This is a genomic window from Acinetobacter sp. CAU_H_60, assembly GCF_058599385.1.
The window spans coordinates 1,774,212-1,793,188 of sequence record NZ_CM178653.1; the positions used below are offsets into that span (position 1 = coordinate 1,774,212).

17 protein-coding genes are annotated in these 18,977 nt (G+C 42.4%); 11 read left to right on the forward strand and 6 right to left on the reverse strand.

The genetic code is table 11. The features are described from left to right. The first annotated feature begins 122 nt into the window (after positions 1–122). The gene (locus AC4MBN_RS08235) at positions 123–632 is read left to right on the forward strand and encodes a pyridoxamine 5'-phosphate oxidase family protein (RefSeq protein WP_034704527.1); all 510 of its coding nucleotides are present in this window, start codon (positions 123–125) and stop codon (positions 630–632) included. 189 nt (positions 633–821) lie between these two features. Here AC4MBN_RS08235 and AC4MBN_RS08240 read toward each other — a convergent pair whose 3' ends face one another. The 3 genes from AC4MBN_RS08240 to AC4MBN_RS08250 form a co-directional block, all read right to left on the reverse strand. After that, complete coding sequence (locus AC4MBN_RS08240; protein WP_491880117.1) at positions 822–2,468, reverse strand: AMP-binding protein; 1,647 nt, start codon at positions 2,466–2,468, stop codon at positions 822–824. A 254-nt stretch (positions 2,469–2,722) separates the two neighbouring features. Beyond that, positions 2,723–3,859, reverse strand: a complete 1,137-nt coding sequence (locus AC4MBN_RS08245; RefSeq protein ID WP_491880118.1) for an acyl-CoA dehydrogenase family protein — start codon at positions 3,857–3,859, stop codon at positions 2,723–2,725. Between the two features lie 92 nt (positions 3,860–3,951). Continuing rightward, complete coding sequence (locus tag AC4MBN_RS08250) at positions 3,952–4,722, reverse strand: 3-hydroxyacyl-CoA dehydrogenase (protein WP_125279513.1); 771 nt, start codon at positions 4,720–4,722, stop codon at positions 3,952–3,954. A 139-nt stretch (positions 4,723–4,861) separates the two neighbouring features. Between AC4MBN_RS08250 and AC4MBN_RS08255 the strand changes: the two genes are divergently transcribed. From AC4MBN_RS08255 to AC4MBN_RS08270, 4 genes are all read left to right on the forward strand, one after another. Next, entirely contained in the window at positions 4,862–5,884 is a 1,023-nt protein-coding gene (locus tag AC4MBN_RS08255) for an AraC family transcriptional regulator (protein ID WP_419364832.1), read from the forward strand. A 228-nt stretch (positions 5,885–6,112) separates the two neighbouring features. Beyond that, positions 6,113–6,466, forward strand: a complete 354-nt coding sequence (locus tag AC4MBN_RS08260) for a hypothetical protein (protein ID WP_419364834.1) — start codon at positions 6,113–6,115, stop codon at positions 6,464–6,466. 322 nt (positions 6,467–6,788) lie between these two features. After that, positions 6,789–7,760: an aliphatic sulfonate ABC transporter substrate-binding protein gene (locus AC4MBN_RS08265; RefSeq protein ID WP_491880119.1), complete on the forward strand. Its 972-nt coding sequence runs from the start codon at positions 6,789–6,791 to the stop codon at positions 7,758–7,760. Further along, positions 7,760–8,587, forward strand: a complete 828-nt coding sequence (locus AC4MBN_RS08270) for an ABC transporter permease (RefSeq protein WP_491880120.1) — start codon at positions 7,760–7,762, stop codon at positions 8,585–8,587. Before AC4MBN_RS08265 ends, AC4MBN_RS08270 begins: the two co-directional genes overlap by 1 nt. A 69-nt stretch (positions 8,588–8,656) precedes the next feature. Here AC4MBN_RS08270 and prmC read toward each other — a convergent pair whose 3' ends face one another. After that, positions 8,657–9,475 carry a peptide chain release factor N(5)-glutamine methyltransferase gene (prmC, locus tag AC4MBN_RS08275; RefSeq protein WP_491880121.1) on the reverse strand — a complete coding sequence of 273 codons (819 nt, stop codon included), beginning with the start codon at positions 9,473–9,475 and terminating at the stop codon, positions 8,657–8,659. Next, positions 9,475–10,563, reverse strand: a complete 1,089-nt coding sequence (gene prfA, locus AC4MBN_RS08280) for a peptide chain release factor 1 (RefSeq protein WP_004783856.1) — start codon at positions 10,561–10,563, stop codon at positions 9,475–9,477. The genes prmC and prfA overlap by 1 nt, the downstream gene beginning before the upstream one ends. A 358-nt stretch (positions 10,564–10,921) precedes the next feature. Here prfA and AC4MBN_RS08285 point away from each other — a divergent pair, with 358 nt between their 5' ends. The 4 genes from AC4MBN_RS08285 (at position 10,922) to AC4MBN_RS08300 (ending at position 14,040) form a co-directional block, all read left to right on the forward strand. Continuing rightward, a complete protein-coding gene (locus AC4MBN_RS08285) occupies positions 10,922–11,350 on the forward strand; it encodes a glycine zipper domain-containing protein (RefSeq protein WP_034171622.1) in 429 nt (142 codons plus the stop codon). A 249-nt stretch (positions 11,351–11,599) separates the two neighbouring features. Continuing rightward, entirely contained in the window at positions 11,600–12,049 is a 450-nt protein-coding gene (locus AC4MBN_RS08290) for a hypothetical protein (RefSeq protein WP_004783858.1), read from the forward strand. 154 nt (positions 12,050–12,203) lie between these two features. Then, positions 12,204–13,208, forward strand: coding sequence for an LLM class flavin-dependent oxidoreductase (locus AC4MBN_RS08295; RefSeq protein ID WP_419364843.1), 1,005 nt, complete (start codon positions 12,204–12,206; stop codon positions 13,206–13,208). Between the two features lie 280 nt (positions 13,209–13,488). Continuing rightward, positions 13,489–14,040: an NAD(P)/FAD-dependent oxidoreductase gene (locus tag AC4MBN_RS08300; RefSeq protein ID WP_419364845.1), complete on the forward strand. Its 552-nt coding sequence runs from the start codon at positions 13,489–13,491 to the stop codon at positions 14,038–14,040. Between the two features lie 256 nt (positions 14,041–14,296). Here the strand turns inward: AC4MBN_RS08300 and ppsR are convergent, their stop codons facing one another. Next, positions 14,297–15,133 carry a posphoenolpyruvate synthetase regulatory kinase/phosphorylase PpsR gene (gene ppsR, locus AC4MBN_RS08305; RefSeq protein WP_004783863.1) on the reverse strand — a complete coding sequence of 279 codons (837 nt, stop codon included), beginning with the start codon at positions 15,131–15,133 and terminating at the stop codon, positions 14,297–14,299. A 154-nt stretch (positions 15,134–15,287) separates the two neighbouring features. Between ppsR and ppsA the strand changes: the two genes are divergently transcribed. Further along, positions 15,288–17,666 carry a phosphoenolpyruvate synthase gene (gene ppsA / locus AC4MBN_RS08310; protein ID WP_419364847.1) on the forward strand — a complete coding sequence of 793 codons (2,379 nt, stop codon included), beginning with the start codon at positions 15,288–15,290 and terminating at the stop codon, positions 17,664–17,666. Between the two features lie 414 nt (positions 17,667–18,080). Then, on the forward strand, positions 18,081–18,887 hold the full coding sequence (locus AC4MBN_RS08315) for an RDD family protein (protein WP_419364849.1): 807 nt from the start codon (positions 18,081–18,083) through the stop codon (positions 18,885–18,887). Positions 18,888–18,977 lie beyond the last annotated feature (90 nt).

Genomic DNA, 18,977 nt, shown 5'->3' on the forward strand with positions numbered 1-18,977 from the left:
AATTCAGTAGGAAAATGTATCAGTTCAGTGAGACCCTCTGTATCCATTCCTAAATATGATTAAGCTGCTTAAGGAATAAATAGTAATTATCCTCGCTTTCAAAAATAGTATGGAGCATATAGATGAACGAACAAAATCAGCATAATAATCGTGAAAAATTATGGGAATTAATCAAAGATGTGCGTTACACCATGATCAGCCATGTAACCGAAAGTCAGGAAATTCATTCTCAGCCGATGACCATGCTCAATTCTGAGCAAATGAATGAAGATCAGAACTTGTATTTCATCATGCGTGATACCAATGATCTGGTGAAAGCTGCCACTACTGGTCGCACTCAGATTGGCCTGTCTTTCGCTAAACCTTCTGATGGTATTTATGTATCGATCAGTGCAAATGCACAGATCAGTACTGACCGTATTCTGATTGAAAAATTATGGAATCCATGGGCAGAAAACTGGTTTGAGGGTAAAGACGATCCTAGCGTGCGTGTACTGATTGCTGAAGCTGAAAGTGCAGAATACTGGAATGTCACCGATAATAAAGTAACTCAGCTATTTAAGGCATTAAAAGGTGGTGTGACTGGCGAAGCTGGGGAACCAGATGCTGAGCACAAAAAAGTTGATCTATAAGTAAATAAGAATTTCACCTTCAATTTAGCCTCGCAATAAGAGGCTAAATTTTTGATTTATTTTATTTAAAAGATGAATAGTATTACATTGTAATGACAATTATTTTCTCTGATAAATTTAAAAATAAACAGATCAATCATATAAAAAAGGCCGCAATTGCGACCTTTTCAACATGTTTAAATAAATATTTTAACTGACCTGTTTGATACCCTGAATCTTGGCAATTTCCTGCTGTTTAAGTAGATTACGCTGAATTTTACCGCTAGAGGTTTTAGGCAAATCACTTAAAAACTCAATCTCTTTCGGATAGGCATGTTTAGATAAACGGGAACGCACATAGTTTTGCAATTTCAGCATCAGTTCTTCACTAGCAGCATATTGTGCTTTAAGCACTACAAAGGCTTTCACAATTTCGGTACGTTCCGGATCTGGCTTTCCAACCACAGCGGACTCCAGCACCTCTTCACACTCCAGCAAGGTACTCTCTACATCAAAAGGTCCAACTCGATAACCCGAAGTCGTAATAACATCATCCGCACGACCAATGAAATCTATTCCACCATATTCATTCAGTTTTACGGTATCACCCGTTAAATAGTACTGTCCCACGAAGGCTTTACGATTATTGCCGCCATAGCCTTCAAACCACATCAAAGGTGAGGCTGAGCAGTCCATGGCCAAAGTACCAATACCACCTTTTTCGACTTCCTGATGCTCTTTATTTAAAACTGCAAAACGATGCCCCGGAATGGCAAAGCCAGCAGAACCGATTTTCTTGTGATGCTCCAGCGCATGATGATTGGCAATCACCATTCCCAGTTCCGTCTGTCCATACTGGTCGTAGATATTGACGTCCATTTCATGATTAAACCATTGAATGACTTCAGGCGTTAATGGCTCACCTGCACTACTGACCACACGTAAACATGAGCTAATCTCAGCATCAAATTTTTCCTTAAAGCCATAGAACATCCGGAACGCGGTTGGAGAACCGGTCAGGTTATTTACCCGATATTTTTTAATGACTTCAACAGCATTGTCTACGCTAAAGGCACGTTCATCCAGAATGATGCTATGTCCCAGACTTAATGGACCTGCAATTCCATAATACAGACCATAAGCCCAACCTGGATCTGCCAGATTCCAGAAAGTATCTTCGTCACGTAAATCTACGGCGTGCAGCATATAGCCTTTAAATGCCAGTAAAGCTTTAAGCGGAACAGGCACTGATTTTGCCAGCCCCGTTGTACCTGAAGTAAACATCATCAGGAAAATGTCACTAAAACGACCTTGAACCGGCTCAAATTCAGTTGGGCATTTCTTGAGTTCTGTCCAGAAATCAGCATCCTGATTGGTACTTTCAGGCGTTTGATGTACGGTTAAAAGATGTGGAATATCGAGATCATTCAGTTTCGCTCGCTGTTCCTGATTGGTAATAATCAGTCGGGTATGTGCGGTATTAATACGATGCTCGATTGCCTTGCTTTCAAAAGCGGTAAATAAAGGCTGATAAATCGCACCAATACGCCAGGTAGCAAGAATAGTAATTAATAATTCGGGGGTTCGTGGGAGCAAACCAGCGATACAGTCACCTGCTTGTAAACCCAGTGAGGTCATATAATGAGCCAATTGTCCTGAAGCCTCAGCCAATTGTTCAAAAGTCCAATATTGGGTCTTGCCATTTTTACCTTCCCAGATTAACGCGATCCGGTTTTGTCCTAGAAAACGTCCACAGCATTCTGTATAGGCGTTGAGTGCATCTGGCACTCCTGCCAGATGTTGTTGAACCATAGTGTCAAAATTAAATTCACGATACGCTTGTTCTAGTGTCTTCATCACGACAACCTCTATTCCGTTTATAAACAGACTTTATGTCTGTGTCCGTTGTATTTGTTGTTCTGTCTACCGCCTGCGAATTCCATTGCAATGCCGGTTTTATATAACATGCCCTATTGCTAGGACATGTTAGGTGTCACTCTGCTGAGTCACTTTTCGCTTAATCAATAATTGACCATGTTTTATAGACCATCACAATTTCCATATCCCTCAAATGAGCTGCAAGATTTGAACAGTCGGCTATTTCATGACTTTTAAACTTTGCTCACTTCCCGGGCAATGACCAGACGCTGAATATCAGATGCACCTTCATAAATCTGGCTCACTCTGACATCACGGTAAATACGTTCAACCGGGAAATCTGAGACATAACCATAACCGCCATGAATCTGAATCGCATCCGAGCAGACTCGCTCTGCAATCGTCGAAGCAAACAGTTTAGCCATGGACGCTTCTTTTAAGCATGGTAATCCTGCATCTTTAAGCGTTGCTGCATGTAAGACCAGTTGTCTTGCTGCCTCAATCTGGGTGGCCATATCTGCGAGACGGAACGCCACTGCCTGATGCTGTACCAGTTCGACGCCAAAGGATTTACGTTCATTGGCATATTCAACAGCAGCATCCAGTGCAGCTCGTGCCATACCTACAGATTGTGCTGCAATCCCGATCCGGCCAGATTCCAGATTAGACAAGGCAATCTTGTAGCCTTCACCTTCTTGTCCTAACAGGTTCTCAGCCGGAATCCGGCATTGATCAAAAATGATGGTTGCGGTATCGGAACAATGCTGCCCCATTTTTTCTTCCAGATTCGAGACGATATATCCTGGACTATCGGTAGGTACTAAGAAGCATGAGATTCCTTTCTTGCCCGCAGATTTATCTGTCACTGCAAATACCAATGCAATCTGGGCATGCTTACCGGTAGTAATAAACTGCTTGGTGCCATTTAATACCCATTCATCGCCATCACGTTCTGCCTTACATTCCAGTGCGCTGGCATCCGAACCGGCTTGAGGTTCTGTCAGGCAAAAACACCCCAACCATTCACCGGTCGCTAGTTTAGTCAGGTATTTCTGCTTTTGTTCCTCGGTACCATAACGCTGGGTAATCCCGCAAGGCAGTGAATTTTGTACACTGACAATGGTCGAGATGGCTCCATCTCCAGCAGCAATTTCCTCAAGGGCTAGTACCAGCGACACATAGTCCAGGCCTGCTCCACCCCATTGTTCAGACACGGTCATACCGAGTGCACCAAGCTCACCGAGTTCTCTCAATTCTTGTGCTGGAAATTGAGCCGTTTTATCCCTTAAACCAGCGGTAGGTTTCAGTTTTTGCTGCGAATAGTTTCGCATCATTTCCTGAATCATTTTCTGTTCGTCATTTAAAAGCACTGCGTATATCCCTTACTTATCTTTTAATTTTCCATATAGAGTGAATAAACCTATCTACTCTGACTTTTGTATTTTGCTTTGTTGATTCGAACTTATTTTGGAGCCATACGGATGGCACCATCCAGACGAATCACTTCACCGTTTAGATAGCTATTTTCAAAAATATGACCCACTAACTGGGCAAACTCCTGAGGTTTAGCCAGACGTGGTGGAAATGGAACCATCTGCCCCAGAGCATCCTGTACATTTTGCGGCATGCCTTTCAGCATTGGGGTTTCCATAATGCCCGGTGCAATGGTCATGACACGAATCGCTTCACGCGCTAGCTCACGTGCTAGTGGCAGCGTCATTGCAACGACCGCACCTTTAGACGCAGAATAAGCTGTCTGACCAATCTGACCGTCAAAGGCTGCAACTGAAGCCGTATTCACAATCACGCCACGCTCCTCTTCATCCGTTTGCAGTTCATACTTGGCGATTAAAGCCGCCGCAAAACGAAGCATGTTAAATGTGCCACTTACATTGATATTCAATACTTTCTGGAACATCGCCAGTTCATGGATTCCATTACGGCCTAGCACTTTGGCAGAGGGTGCGATCCCAGCACAGTTCACCAAGCCATTGAGTTGACCATACTTGTTTTCAACATGATTAAAGAAAGCTTCAACCGCCTGCTCATCCGTTACATCCAATTGTACAAATTCAGCCTGCTCACCCAGTTGCTGTTGTAAGGCATTGCCCTGTTCCTGGTTCATATCGACCAGAATCACTTTTGCACCCTGTTCTACCAGATGAGCCGCTGTGGCTGCACCCAGACCTGATGCACCACCAGTTACCACAATCACTTTTCCCTGAATTTTCATGTTAATGTCCTGTTCCTATTTTTTATGACAAGCTACGACTTAATAGGCAGAGTAAACAGAGATTTTATTCTGTACAATTTCCAAATGTTGCATCTTCACTGATGGATTTGGACAATAAAGAAGGGATATCTGACTGGCTATGCAATTACCAGCCTTGGAATATAGTAAGGGAACCATTTCAATTGATCTGGTTCATGAAGCACTGCTGAATGCCAAAGCACAGCATTATGATATTGCTGCGATTCTAACTAAGGCTGCCATTCCCTTAGAGATTCTGCACTCTGCTAAAGCACGGGTGTCAGTAGCGCAATATGCCGCGCTATGGACTGCACTTGCAGACAGCATGAATGATGAATTTTTTGGCATGGACAGTCATCCGATGCGCCGTGGCAGTTTCAAGCTCTTGTCAAAAATGCTGTTACAGACCGATACGCTGGAAAAAGCTCTGCAGCAAATCCTGCAATTTTTTAATCTGATTCTGGATGATCTGCACAGCACCCTCATGGTCGAGGAAAACTTCGCCTATATCGTGATCTATGACCAGAAGCAGACCAAGCGCATGTTTAGTTATGCAACCTATCTAATGCTGACTCATACCCTGCTATGCTGGTTAAGCGGACAGCGGATTTTACTCAATCAGATCCAACTAAAATGTGCCGCGCCATTAGATGATTTCGATTATAAAGTCCGTTTTTGTGAACAGATTGAATATCAGGCCAGTGAAAACTATATCCAGTTTGATGCCGCCTATTTGCAGCTCCCGGTAAAACAGGATCAGACCTCCTGGTATCAGTTTATTCAGCAGACTCCGCATAACCTGCTAGTTCGCTTTAAAAATCCTTATGCGCTAAGTACACAGATCCGCAAACAGCTTTTAAAAGTACCTCCGGCTGAATGGCTTGAACTGAATGAGCTTGCTTTGAAAATGAATATGTCTGAAGCCACCATGCAACGGCGTCTTAAAAATGAAGGTGCGACTTATCAACAGCTCAAAAATGAAATTCGTCGTGATACAGCCATTGAACTTTTAACCTGTACGGATCAAAGTTTGCAGGACATTAGTGATCAGCTTAACTTTCAGGAAGTCAGTGCTTTTCATCGCGCCTTTAAAAAATGGACAGGGGTTAGTCCAGGTGCCTATAGACAAAATACTACTAGATAATTTATATTTAATAAGACTTAAAAACGATTAAAATTCAGCATATAAATTTAAATTTATATTTTCTCAACAGTTATATTTTTCAAGGCTTACAGCCCAAAAATAGAGGACTGAACGGTCATCCATAATGCTTTGCATTTCCTATTAATATAGTTTATTTTTCAATCAATTCTTTAGTGCTTCTCTTTTGGCTGTACTCCCTTTCCCTCTTTCCTTGTTGAAGGTATTTCCATGTTAAAGATGACTGATGTTCTTGGACAGAATCTTGTTCAAAACTTCGCCCAGGCTTTAGTTTCTTCGACCGATCTTAATGCAGAGCAATTGAATCAAGGCATCTTGAATGCGTCTGATTCTGCCCTCAAAGATGCTATTGTGCACTTCTTTAATCAGATTGATGCTACTGAAGCTGCGAAATCGCTTGAAATTCCGACTGAGCGCATCGTTGCATTACAACAAGGTATTGCGCTGAAAGATGAACAGTATCTTGCTGATACTGCCAAAGTCGTGGCCCTTTGCTTGGCAATGGAAACTGGTAGTCTAGATCAAGTCGAAGTTTATGACTGTCTGCAAGACTACCCAATGTAAGCTACCCAGATTTATAAAATAGTGACTCAAAAAGCGATGCTGATGCATCGCTTTTTTATGGCACTCGTTATTTATAAAATTTCATGCTGCAAGGACGAATAATTAGAAAAACAGCTTATCAATTTACGCCATACCATTTTTAAAATTTTATCTAAGCAAAACCTTTCTATTTTTTATTTAATAAATTTAAATAAAAACAAATACCTATATTTAAAACTGTTAATTATTTCATTTTTTGATTTGATTATCTTTTTTTCTTTTTTGTGTGCTCATCTATTTACCGCTATGAATGTCAAAAATTTAATTCAAGATTGAGATATTCATGAAAAAAACATTAAGAACATCAGGTCTGACTTTACTCGGTCTTTCTATTTCTTTCCTTACCGGCTTGGCTAACGCAGCGATTCCATCTGAATTAAAACTGGACTATGCCTATTATGCACCGACCAGTCTGGTGGTTAAAGAACAGAAACTGCTAGAAAAAGCTTTGCCAAAAACCAAGATTAAATGGGTATTTAGCCAAGGCAGTAACCGCTCACTCGAATATCTAAATAGTGGCAGTACCGATTTCGCTTCAACTGCAGGTTTAGCGGCAGTGCTTAGCCGTGCCAATGGCAGCCCGATTAAAACGGTTTATATTCAGAGCCAGCCTGAATGGACAGCACTGGTCGTCAATAAAGATTCGAATATCAAATCACTGAAAGATCTGAAAGGTAAAAAGATTGCTGCTACTAAAGGTACCGATCCTTTCTTATTTACCTTACAAGCCTTAGATACCATTGGCTTGGGCAAACGCGATGTAGAGCTGGTGCATTTACAGCATCCGGATGGTAAGACTGCGTTGGAGCGCAAACAGGTCGATGCCTGGGCAGGCCTTGATCCTTTAATGGCGTCTGCACAGGCGCAGTCAGGTGCCAAATTGCTGTATCGCAATGTCAGCTTTAACTCTTATAGCGTACTGAGCGTAAAAGACCAATTTGCCAAATCCAGTCCGGAAGCGATTGAAGCGGTGATTAAAGCTTATGAACAGGCACGTAAATGGGCGAAAGCCAATCCCGACAAACTGGCTGAACTACTGGCACGAGAAGCTAAGCTTCCAATTGAAGTCGCCAAGCTTCAACTCAGCCGTACCAATCTAGATCAAAATATTCCAACCACCAAACATACCGGGGCATTACAAAAAGCCGGTCGTATCCTGACGGAAGAAGAACTGGTTCGTAAAGGAACCAATGTCAATCAGGTCGTGACTCAATTATTTGATGCCCGCTATGCAAAAAAGGTTGTAACTAAGTAATGACTATACCGAAAAGCATCTCGGAACAGTTGAGCGTGGAAGAACAGCCAAAATCCGCTGTGCTACCACGTAGCATTTCGCTGATCAAAGCCCTCACTCTACCTGTTATTTTTATTGTATTGGTAGAAATATTAGTCCGTAATGGCGTGATCGAACCTTATCTATTGCCTGCGCCGAGTAGCCTGTTTCAGTCCTTTACTGAACTGGCTGAGGGTGATTTATGGCAGCATATTTGGACCAGTAGCTGGCGAGTTTTCTTAGGTTTTGGCATTGGTAGTGGATTGGGACTGATCTTTGCAATTCTGGTGGGGTTAAACAGACATGCAGAAGATTTTCTGGAACCAACGTTTTCTGCAATTAAATCTATTCCGAGTCTAGCCTGGATTCCTCTACTCCTGCTTTGGTTAGGGATTGACGAATCTTCTAAAATCACCTTGATCGCAATTGGTGCCTTCTTCCCGACCTATACCAATACTGTGGCTGCAATTCAGGGTGTGGATCGTAAGCTGATTGAAGTCGCAAAAGTCTATCGCCTGAAATACTGGCAACAGGTTCAGCAGATTGTATTGCCTGCTGCCTCACCGGGAATATTGACTGGCTTAAGAAATAGCCTGAGTTTGTCCTGGATGTTTATGATTGCGGCTGAATTGATTGCAGCTACTCAAGGGATTGGCTATTTGCTCAGTGATGGTCGTGAAACTTCACGTCCGGATATTGTGATTATTGCCATTATCCTGTTGGCAGTCCTAGGCAAAATCACGGACAGTATTATGAAGCTGTTTGAAACCCGCTTACTGCGCTGGCGAGATGTGATCAAAAAGTCATAATTTATTGAATAAAAGAATTAGAAAAGCGACCTATCTAGGTCGCTTTTTTATTAAATCAAGCTTTAAAAATTAATGTGGCCACTGGCCTAAAGTCACACGGTCATTGCCGCCATAATCTTTCACTGTACGGACCTGTTTATAACCAGCTTGAGTAAATAGATGACGAACCGCATCGCCCTGATCATAGCCGTGCTCAAGCACAACCCAGCCATTTACGGTCAGATGTTTTTTGGCTTGCTGAATAATCATCTCAATATCAGCCAGACCATTTTTGTCTGAAACCAGCGCACGTTCCGGCTCAGTTGCCAGATCTGGCATATGCTCATCATCAGCATCAATATACGGCGGATTAGATACAATCGCATCAAAGAACTGGCGGCCAAATGGTTTTAGCCATGAACCAAGAATAAATTGCACCTGATCCAAATCATGCTGTTCCGCATTGTATTTGGCAACTTCCAGTGTGGGTTCATAAATATCAGTAGCGGTCACAGACCAGTTAGGGCGCTCAGACGCCAGTGACAAGGCAATGGCACCGGTACCAGTCCCCAAGTCAACAATTCGCGCATCTTCCGGCAGGTCTAATTTCAGGACTGTTTCGACCAGCACTTCGGTATCCGGGCGTGGTACTAGCGTATCTTTAGTGACTTTTAGATCCAAAGTCCAGAACGGTTGTGAACCTATGACATAGGCCAATGGCTCACCTGCAGCAATCCTCGCCAGGCTTTCGACATAGGCCTGTTCCTGTTCAGGCGTTAACTGCTGGTCTTTTTTCATTACCAGATCAAAAGAATCAATCTTGGTAATGTGTTCCAACAGCCAGGCATTTTCCTGCCGTTCATAACTTTCAGGTTCACCACGTAAAGCCAGTGCTTCTTGAATGTTCATTAGCCACCATTCTGCTGTGCAAGCATGGCCAGCTGATCGGCCTGATATTCACGATGCAGACTGTCTAATAATTCAGTCAGATCACCCTCCATCACAGCATCCAGCTTATATAAAGTCAGGTTAATACGGTGATCGGTCATACGGCCTTGTGGATAGTTATAAGTACGAATACGTTCCGAACGGTCACCCGAACCGACCAGGTCACGGCGCATTTCAGAAGTCGCTGCATCTGCTGCGGCACGTTTGGCATTTTCCAGACGTGAAACCAGTAAGGCCATCGCTTTGGCTTTGTTTTTATGCTGTGAACGTTCATCCTGACATTCCACCACTGTACCGGTTGGAATGTGAGTAATACGCACCGCAGAGTCAGTTTTGTTAATGTGCTGACCACCGGCACCTGATGCGCGGTAAGTGTCGATACGCAGGTCAGCCGGATTAATGTCGACTGATGTATCCACATCCACTTCTGGAAGAATTGCCACAGTACATGCTGAAGTATGTACACGACCTTGAGATTCTGTTGCAGGCACACGTTGTACACGATGCGCACCACTTTCAAATTTCAGGCGACCATAAACGCCTTCACCATTCACCAGGCAGATGACTTCTTTATAGCCACCGTGCTCACCTTCATTTTCAGACAGGATTTCAATACGCCAGCCTTGAGATTCCGCATACTTGCTATACATACGGAACAAATCACCCGAGAAGATAGCCGCTTCATCACCGCCGGTTCCGGCACGGATTTCCAGATAAGCAGAGTTGGCATCATTCGGATCTTTTGGAATCATCAGGATATTCAAATCAGCTTCAAGCTGTTCGATCAGGGCTTTATTTTCCTTAATCTCTTCCTGCGCCATTTCCTTAAAGTCAGGATCAGACAGCATGGCTTGCGCAGTTTCAATATCTTCTTCAGCCTGTTTGTACTTGGTCCAAACGCTGGTAATCTCGGTTAAATCATTATGCTCACGTGATAACTGGCGAAAACGCTTGTTGTCCGAAATCACTTCAACATCTGCCAATAACGCAGTCAGTTCTTCATGACGGTCAGAGAGTTGGTCTAATCGTAAACGTAACGATTCTTTCATTTTCTAAAAAATCTCAAACATAAGGCTGTGACTAAACAAACAGTGATTTAGCACAGCGAAATCAAAAAATTGCGCCTAGTTTAACGATTCTCTGGGTCAATGAACATCATTATTCAGTAAGTCAGTGCTGAGATGCAGCGATGTCATCGTCATTTGTTAACAAATATAAATAAAATCTTCAGTTTTGGATTTTTTCTGCTCAATTTGATCCTTATTTATTTCTCATTTTACAAATTGGCAAATAAACACATTAAATATGGAGGTAGATCTTCACATTCTTTTGGGCACGATTTGTTACATTTTCTGCGTCGAAACACACTAACATATGAAAGTCCTATCAGGGACACGGAGTTACAACATGAAACTCAATGCAATTTTACTGAGTGCTGCAATGGCTGCAGGCTCAATGATGACAGTGAGTGCGCATGCAGACAGTACTGCACGTGTGGCAGCAGCAAGTGCTTTAGGTAGCGTTGCTGGTACTGCACTGGGCAAAAACATGGGGGGCAACACTGGCGCAACAATTGGTGCCGCGTTAGGTGGTGCAGGTGGTGCTGCTGTTGCAAGTAACAAGAAAAACCGTACCTCATCTGCAATTGGTGGTGCTTTAGGTGGCGGTGCTGGTTATACCGTAGGTAAAAACATGGGCGGTTCTAATGGCGGCTACATCGGTTCAGCACTTGGTGCTGCGGGTGGTGCAGCATTAGGTAATAAAATTTCTAAAGATAAAGCAGCCGATCGTGCCAAAGCGAATCGTGCTAAACACTGGAAAAAACGTCACCGTTAATTTCCTGGCCTCAGGCTCTTTAAATTCGACGCTACATTTAATATTAAAAGCACCTGTTTGGGTGCTTTTTTTATTGTGCGTTCAACTTATCCAAATTCATGTAATACATCAAATTATCAGAACTAGATCATGAATAAATTAAGGAGATAAAAATCACAATTCGCCAACACTGCCTCCATGCTATTTGACGGTTGCTAGATTAAATTTATCTCATCAACAAATACAGCTAGATATATAAAAGGTGTACTCATGAATTACAAATCTCTAATGATCGCTGTTGTAGCAACCTCAGCCATGGGTATGACAGCCGCCAATGCCGGAAATACAACGAATACGGCTTTAGCTTCTGCTTTGGGTGGTGTCGTTGGTGCCGCAGTGGGCAATAAAATGGGTGGTACAACTGGCGCGACAATCGGTTCTGCGATTGGCGGTGGTGCTGGTGCCGCAGTAGCTGCAAATAAACGTGACCGTAATGGTGCGATTATCGGTGGTGCTTTAGGTGGTGGTGCTGGTTATGCCGTAGGTAAAAACATGGCGGGTTCTAATGGTGGCTTAATTGGTGCTGCATTAGGTTCTGCAGGTGGTTCTGCCCTTGGTAAAAAAGTCAGCGAAGACCGTCGTTATGATGACCGTTATGACCGTCGCTATAGTTCAAAAAACTATCGTACTAGCAACTACCGTTATAACCACCGTCGCTAAGATTTCCTCTATTTACTTTTCCTTCTTGAATAAGCATCTTCGGATGCTTATTTTTTGTCTGTTATTTTGGTTTACATATATATCGATTTTTTTCGATATACAAATACAATGCAAAGACGTATGCTCTTAGTCATGTTTATTCAAGAGTAATATTATGCGTACGCTTACCGATACCCAGTTCTCTATTCTCGAACTGGTTCCAGTTCGTGACGATAAGACCATTCAATTCTCCCTGCAACATGCGCTGGAATTAGCTCAGACCGCAGAACGTCTAGGTTATAGCCGGATGTGGCTGGCCGAGCATCATAATATGGATGGTATTGCCAGCTCAGCGACCGCCGTCCTCTTAGGCTATTTACTGGCAAATACTAATAGCATCAAACTTGGCTCTGGTGGCATTATGCTGCCAAACCATGCACCCTTAGTGGTAGCAGAACAGTTCGGCACATTAGCGACTTTATACCCAGATCGTATTGAACTGGGACTGGGTCGTGCTCCTGGTACCGATCAAATGACCATGCGTGCTTTGCGTCGTGGCCGTCAGGAAACTGAAGATCAGTTCCCGCAGGATGTTTTAGAAATTCTGCAATACTTTAAAGAGCCGATTCCAGGCCAACGCATTGTGGCAACTCCAGGCCAAAGCACACACGTACCTGTGTGGTTATTAGGTTCGAGCCTGTTTAGCGCACAGCTGGCAGCAAAACTTGGTCTACCCTATTCTTTTGCATCTCACTTTGCTCCGCGTATGCTTGGTCAAGCGATTCAGCTGTATCGGGACAATTTCGAACCGTCTGAATATCTTGATCGTCCTTATGTTTCTATGGGCGTACCGACTTGTGTCGCAGATACAGATGAAGAAGCTGAATATCTGGCAACAAGTGCTTACCAGCGTGTCCTTGCCCTGATTCGCGGTCAAAGCCTGAAATTGAAAGCGCCAATTGATTCTATGGAAGGACTCTGGTCACCACCTGAAAAAATGTCTGTCGATAATTTCTTTGCCATGGCACAAGTGGGTTCTAAAGAAACTGTTAAAGCCGGTCTGGAAGCACTCATAGCAAAATATGATGTAGATGAGTTTATCTTCACCTGTGACATCTATGACACAGAGAAACGTCTGCATAATTTTGAATTACTGATGCAAATCAAAAACGGGCAGTAATGCTGTCTTGCTTTGCCTAATTTATTCTTATCTATATACCCATTCTCAGGAATGGGTATATTTTTTTAAACTGTGTTTGAATATTTCAAGTTTCCAAATGGATAAGTTTATGTCTAAGATGGATCTCCTGCACTTTAATCCATCTATCTCTCATTAAAAATACAATAGAAAAAAGAATGACTGTCTAAGTTAAATTTTGATCTTTACCGCTCTAGGGCTTTTGCTAATATCTATAACAAAGCAAATAAGACCAATTATTAAATAATTTCAAGGAAAAACAATGTCTACCAAGCAGGATGCACACGCGGGTATATTTGAGAATCGTCCCGAAAATTTCCAGCATTTTACTGGCATTAAAGTGCCCTCTTCCCAGCTCGCTGAACTTGACTGTACTGGAAAAGATATTGCGATTATTGGTACGGATCAATTTACCGTAAGCCAGCTCAACAAGATTAGCCAGCAAGCTCGCTCAGTAAAAGTTTTTCAGATTAATCCGCAATTTGTATTGCCAGGTACTGAACGTGGTTTGCAGCGGCTATTAAATCACCCATTGATCATTAAAAATCGACGCCTATTTAACAACCGGATTAAAAGTATTTTGTCATTACGTTATCTGGAAAATCAGGTACAGAATTTATGGCTCAGACGCCAGCTCATGCCAAATCTTGCAGCTGCATCCAAAGTTTATCTTAAATCAGACCACTATTATACTGCTCTGCAACGTGAAAATTGCCAGCTGATTACCTGGCCTATTGCAAAAATTTCCGAAAATAGTATTCATTGTATTAATGGAGATGAACATCAGGTTGAGCTAATTGTGCATACTTTTTAATCATCAAGTTAATCTGTTTTTAGCTCATAAGATTAAAAATTCGGAGTGTAGTGGGAAAAATTTAGCTCTGTAAAATTGAATTTCTGAGTTCATTGAAGAGCAAATAAGCTTAAAAACCAACCACTACATTTTTGATTAAAATATTGAATATTTCAACAACTTATAATATTCATATTTTATTTCTATGAAAGTAGTATTTTTTATTAATTTTTATCTATAAATCAGAGCCAAACTGAAGTCTGGCTCTGAATTCTTTTTAGCCAATTCGACGTTTTAGTCCTGTCATTTGTAAGACACGAGTTGAAATTTCTTCAATCGACATTTCCGAGACATTCAGATACTTGATCCCTTCCGAAATATAGATGCCTTCAATTGCACGTAGTTCCATCTGGCATTGGCTGAAGCTGGCATAACGGCTGTTGGCCTTACGTTCTGTACGGATTGCAACCAGACGTTCTGCATCAATCATCAAGCCAAAAAGCTTGTTTTTATGCGGTCTTAGCACTGCTGGCAGGCGGTTATCGTCCAGATCTTCTTCAGTTAGCGGATAGTTCGCTACACGAATTCCAAATTGCAGAGACAAATAAATTGAGGTTGGAGTCTTACCGGAACGCGATACGCCAATCAGGATCAGATCAGCCTTATCATAGTGACGCGTACGCGCACCATCATCATTGTCGAGCGCAAAATGTACGGCATCAATACGTGCCTTATAAGACTCAGAATCGGTCACCGCATGGGTCTGACCGACTAAAGTCGTAGGTTCAGTACCAAGCTCTTCTGATAGTTTACTGATAAGCCCTTCAAAAACATCAAGATTTACTGCATTTGCAGTATTAATGATGTCACGCACATAGGGATCCACCAACGTATCGAAAACCAAAGGTTTTTGACCGTCTTTTTGGGCACGTTCATTGATCTCTGTGACCACATTCATGGCCGCTTCTTCAGAGCTAATATAAGGGATAATATGAATGTCAAAATCCACATGCGGAAACTGTGCTAACAGTGAGTGGCCAAGGGTTTCAGCAGTAATGGCAGTACCATCGGAAATAAAAAACACACTCCGCTGAATTTGTTTACCTTCTGACATTAAAATTCTCCTCAAACATTTGTCTTAGTACTATATAATCTTTATAGTAAACCGATCTTACATGACTGTCGCTTAGTAAAATCAAAAACCTAGAAGATTTGCTATACTCTCATGCCAAGATAGTGATTAATACTGCAAAAGTGGAGTAACAACTTTGGAAGCGCGCGTAATTGGTCTAGAAAAATTAGGGAAGCACGATGTTGAGCTTGTAGGTGGGAAAAACTCATCTCTGGGCGAAATGATCAGCCACTTATCTAATGCTGGTGTATCAGTACCAGGTGGCTTCGCAACAACAGCTGCTGCTTATCGTGAATTTCTCGAGCAAAGTGGCCTAAACGCTAAAATCAATGCAGAGCTTGCTGCACTTAACGTTGATGACGTCAATGCACTTGCTGAAACTGGTGCAAAGATTCGTCAATGGATTGTGGAAACTCCACTTACTGCTGAACTGGAAAAGGAAATTCGTGCAGCTTTTGCAGAACTTTCAAACGGCAACCCTGATATTGCGGTTGCCGTTCGTTCATCTGCGACTGCAGAAGACTTACCTGATGCTTCTTTCGCAGGTCAGCAAGAAACCTTCCTGAACATTCGTGGTATCGATAACGTTCTGATCGCGATCAAAGAAGTGTTTGCATCTTTGTACAACGACCGCGCGATCTCTTACCGTGTACACCAAAACTTTGCGCATGACGTAGTTGCCCTTTCTGCTGGCGTACAACGCATGGTTCGCTCAGAAACTGGTGCTGCTGGTGTAATGTTCACTCTAGATACTGAATCAGGCTTCCGTGATGCAGTATTCATTACAGCTTCTTATGGCTTGGGTGAAATGGTAGTTCAGGGTGCAGTAAACCCAGATGAATTCTATATTTCAAAACCGCTGCTAAACGCAGGCAAACACGCTGTACTGCGCCGCAACTTAGGTTCTAAACACCAGAAAATGATCTATGGTGAAGAAGCTGCTGCGGGTAAATCAGTTGTTGTGGTTGATGTAGAAAAAGCAGATCGTCAACAATTTGCATTGAACGATCATGAACTGCAAGAATTGGCTAAACAAGCATTGATCATTGAAAACCACTACGGTTCTCCAATGGACATCGAGTGGGCTAAAGACGGTGATGACGGTAAAATCTACATCGTTCAGGCGCGTCCTGAAACTGTGAAGAGCCGTGAAAATGTCGGCACGATGGAACGCTACCTGCTAAAACAAAAAGGTAACGTGATCTGTGAAGGCCGTTCAATCGGTCAACGTATCGGTTCTGGTAAAGTCCGCATCGTAACTTCAATTAAAGAAATGGACAAAGTACAAGACGGTGACGTACTTGTATCTGACATGACTGACCCGGATTGGGAACCAGTGATGAAACGTGCTGCTGCGATTGTAACTAACCGTGGTGGTCGTACTTGTCACGCTGCGATCATTGCACGTGAGCTTGGTGTTCCAGCGATCGTAGGTTGTGGCAATGCAACTGAAGTGCTTGTTGACGGTCAAGACGTAACTGTATCTTGTGCTGAAGGTGATACTGGTTTCATCTACGAAGGTGCATTGGATTTCGAAATCCAAACCAACTCTATCGAATCTATGCCAAAACTTCCGTTCAAAATCATGATGAACGTAGGTAACCCGGATCGTGCATTTGACTTCGCGCAAATTCCGAACGAAGGTATTGGTCTTGCTCGTCTAGAGTTCATCATCAACCGTATGATCGGTGTGCATCCTAAAGCATTATTGAACATCGACAGCCTACCACGTGAAACTCGTGCTGCTGTACTTGCTCGTACTGCAGGTTATGCATCTCCAATCGAGTTTTATGTAGAAAAACTGGTTGAAGGTATCTCTACTCTTGCTGCTGCCTTTGCTGACAAACCAGTGATCGTACGTATGTCTGACTTCAAGTCAAACGAATACGCTAACCTGATCGGCGGCAAACTGTACGAACCTGAAGAAGAAAACCCAATGTTGGGCTTCCGTGGTGCAAGCCGTTATGTATCTGACAACTTCCGTGACTGCTTCGAACTTGAATGCCGTGCACTGAAAAAAGTTCGTGACGAAATGGGTCTGACTAACGTTCAAATCATGATCCCGTTCGTACGTACTGTTGCTGAAGCTAAACGTGTTATTGAGCTATTAGGTCAAAACGGTCTGAAACGTGGTGAAAATGGTCTTAAAGTGATCATGATGTGTGAATTGCCAACTAACGCTTTGTTAGCTGAACAATTCCTTGAACACTTCGATGGTTTCTCTATCGGTTCAAATGACTTGACTCAGTTAACGCTTGGTCTGGACCGTGACTCTGGTATTGTTTCTCACCTGTTTGATGAACGTGATCCAGCAGTAAAAGCACTGCTTTCTATGGCCATCCATGCTTGCCGTAAAGCAGGCAAATATGTAGGTATCTGTGGCCAAGGTCCTTCTGACCACCCAGATCTTGCACAATGGCTGATGGAACAAGGTATTGAATCTGTATCTCTTAACCCAGACTCAGTATTAGATACCTGGTTCTTCCTGTCTGAAGAGAAAGCTCAAAAGGCTTAATTCGCTCTATAAAAAAGACCCTTTCATAGGGTCTTTTTTTATGTTCTCAATATTACCTAGATATTGTCTTAATCACATTTATAGTTAAATGATTAATCATATGTTTTGATTTAGCTGAAATCAAATTATTTATATAAACATAAGCTTCTTAGTGTAATGACAAACAAATACCAACAAACAGCATGAGAAAAAATTGCATAATTAAATTTAAGTGAATTTTCACATCTTGATAGCAAAATCATCAATCCTTGCTACACTGTCTCAATTATGGAGGAATTTGGTGATGAACATTCTTGAAAATCCTAAACTTATCCATATATTACACTTATATTCTTTTATTTGTTTTCAGCCTGAAAATACTTAAACTCCTAGTTCAATTTTTGTCTAAATTTATATTTTTGAGATTCAGTCTATATGCAGATTTACTTGGCACGAAATAATCAACAAGCTGGCCCATATACGCTCGAGCAATTAAATCAGATGCTTGCCAACCAACAGGTACTTCTGACTGATTTGGCTTGGCATCAAGGTATGACCGAATGGAAAGCTTTAGGTGAACTCACCCAAGGGAAACTGATCTATCAGCCTGAAGGCTATGTAGCACCAGAAACGCCAGCGACACCAGCCTATCAGGCTCCACAGAACACAAATGAGTCAAGTACAGACCATCTTCGTGCCCGCAGTTCTCAAAATGTTGCAGCAAAAAAAGAACTGGCGAGTATTCCAAGCCGTATTTTAGCCAAAATCGTTGACCTGCTTTTATGGCTGCCTGCCACGTTTATTTTGACCGCATTTTTTACTCCTGAACAGGAAATCCAGTTTGCACAACTGAACCAGGAGTTCATGAATGTGATGTTAAGTAGTGACGCTGACCCTGCTCTGGCACAGCAACTACAAACTCAGATGTTTGACATGTTTTCACAACAGGCATGGATTGCGACTGCAATTTACCTGGTGATCATGCTCGCTATCCAGGCTTTTCTGATTGCCAAATCGGGTCAAAGTATCGGTAAAAAACTGACTAAAATTAAGATTGTAGATGCCGAGACTGGTGAAAAAACCAGCTTGATGCGTGCCTTCACTATTCGCAGTGTGTTCTTTATTTTCCTGAATATTATCTTCATGCCACTCAGCACAATTATTGACTGGGCGTTCGGTTTAGGGCAAAAACGTCAAACCGTGCACGATAAACTGGCAAAAACCCAAGTCGTTAAACAATAATTAGTTCTGCCATAAAATGGGATGTTTTGGCATCCCATTTTCCTACATAACTTTGAAATTACAATAAAATTCCTATAAATACTCTTGAAA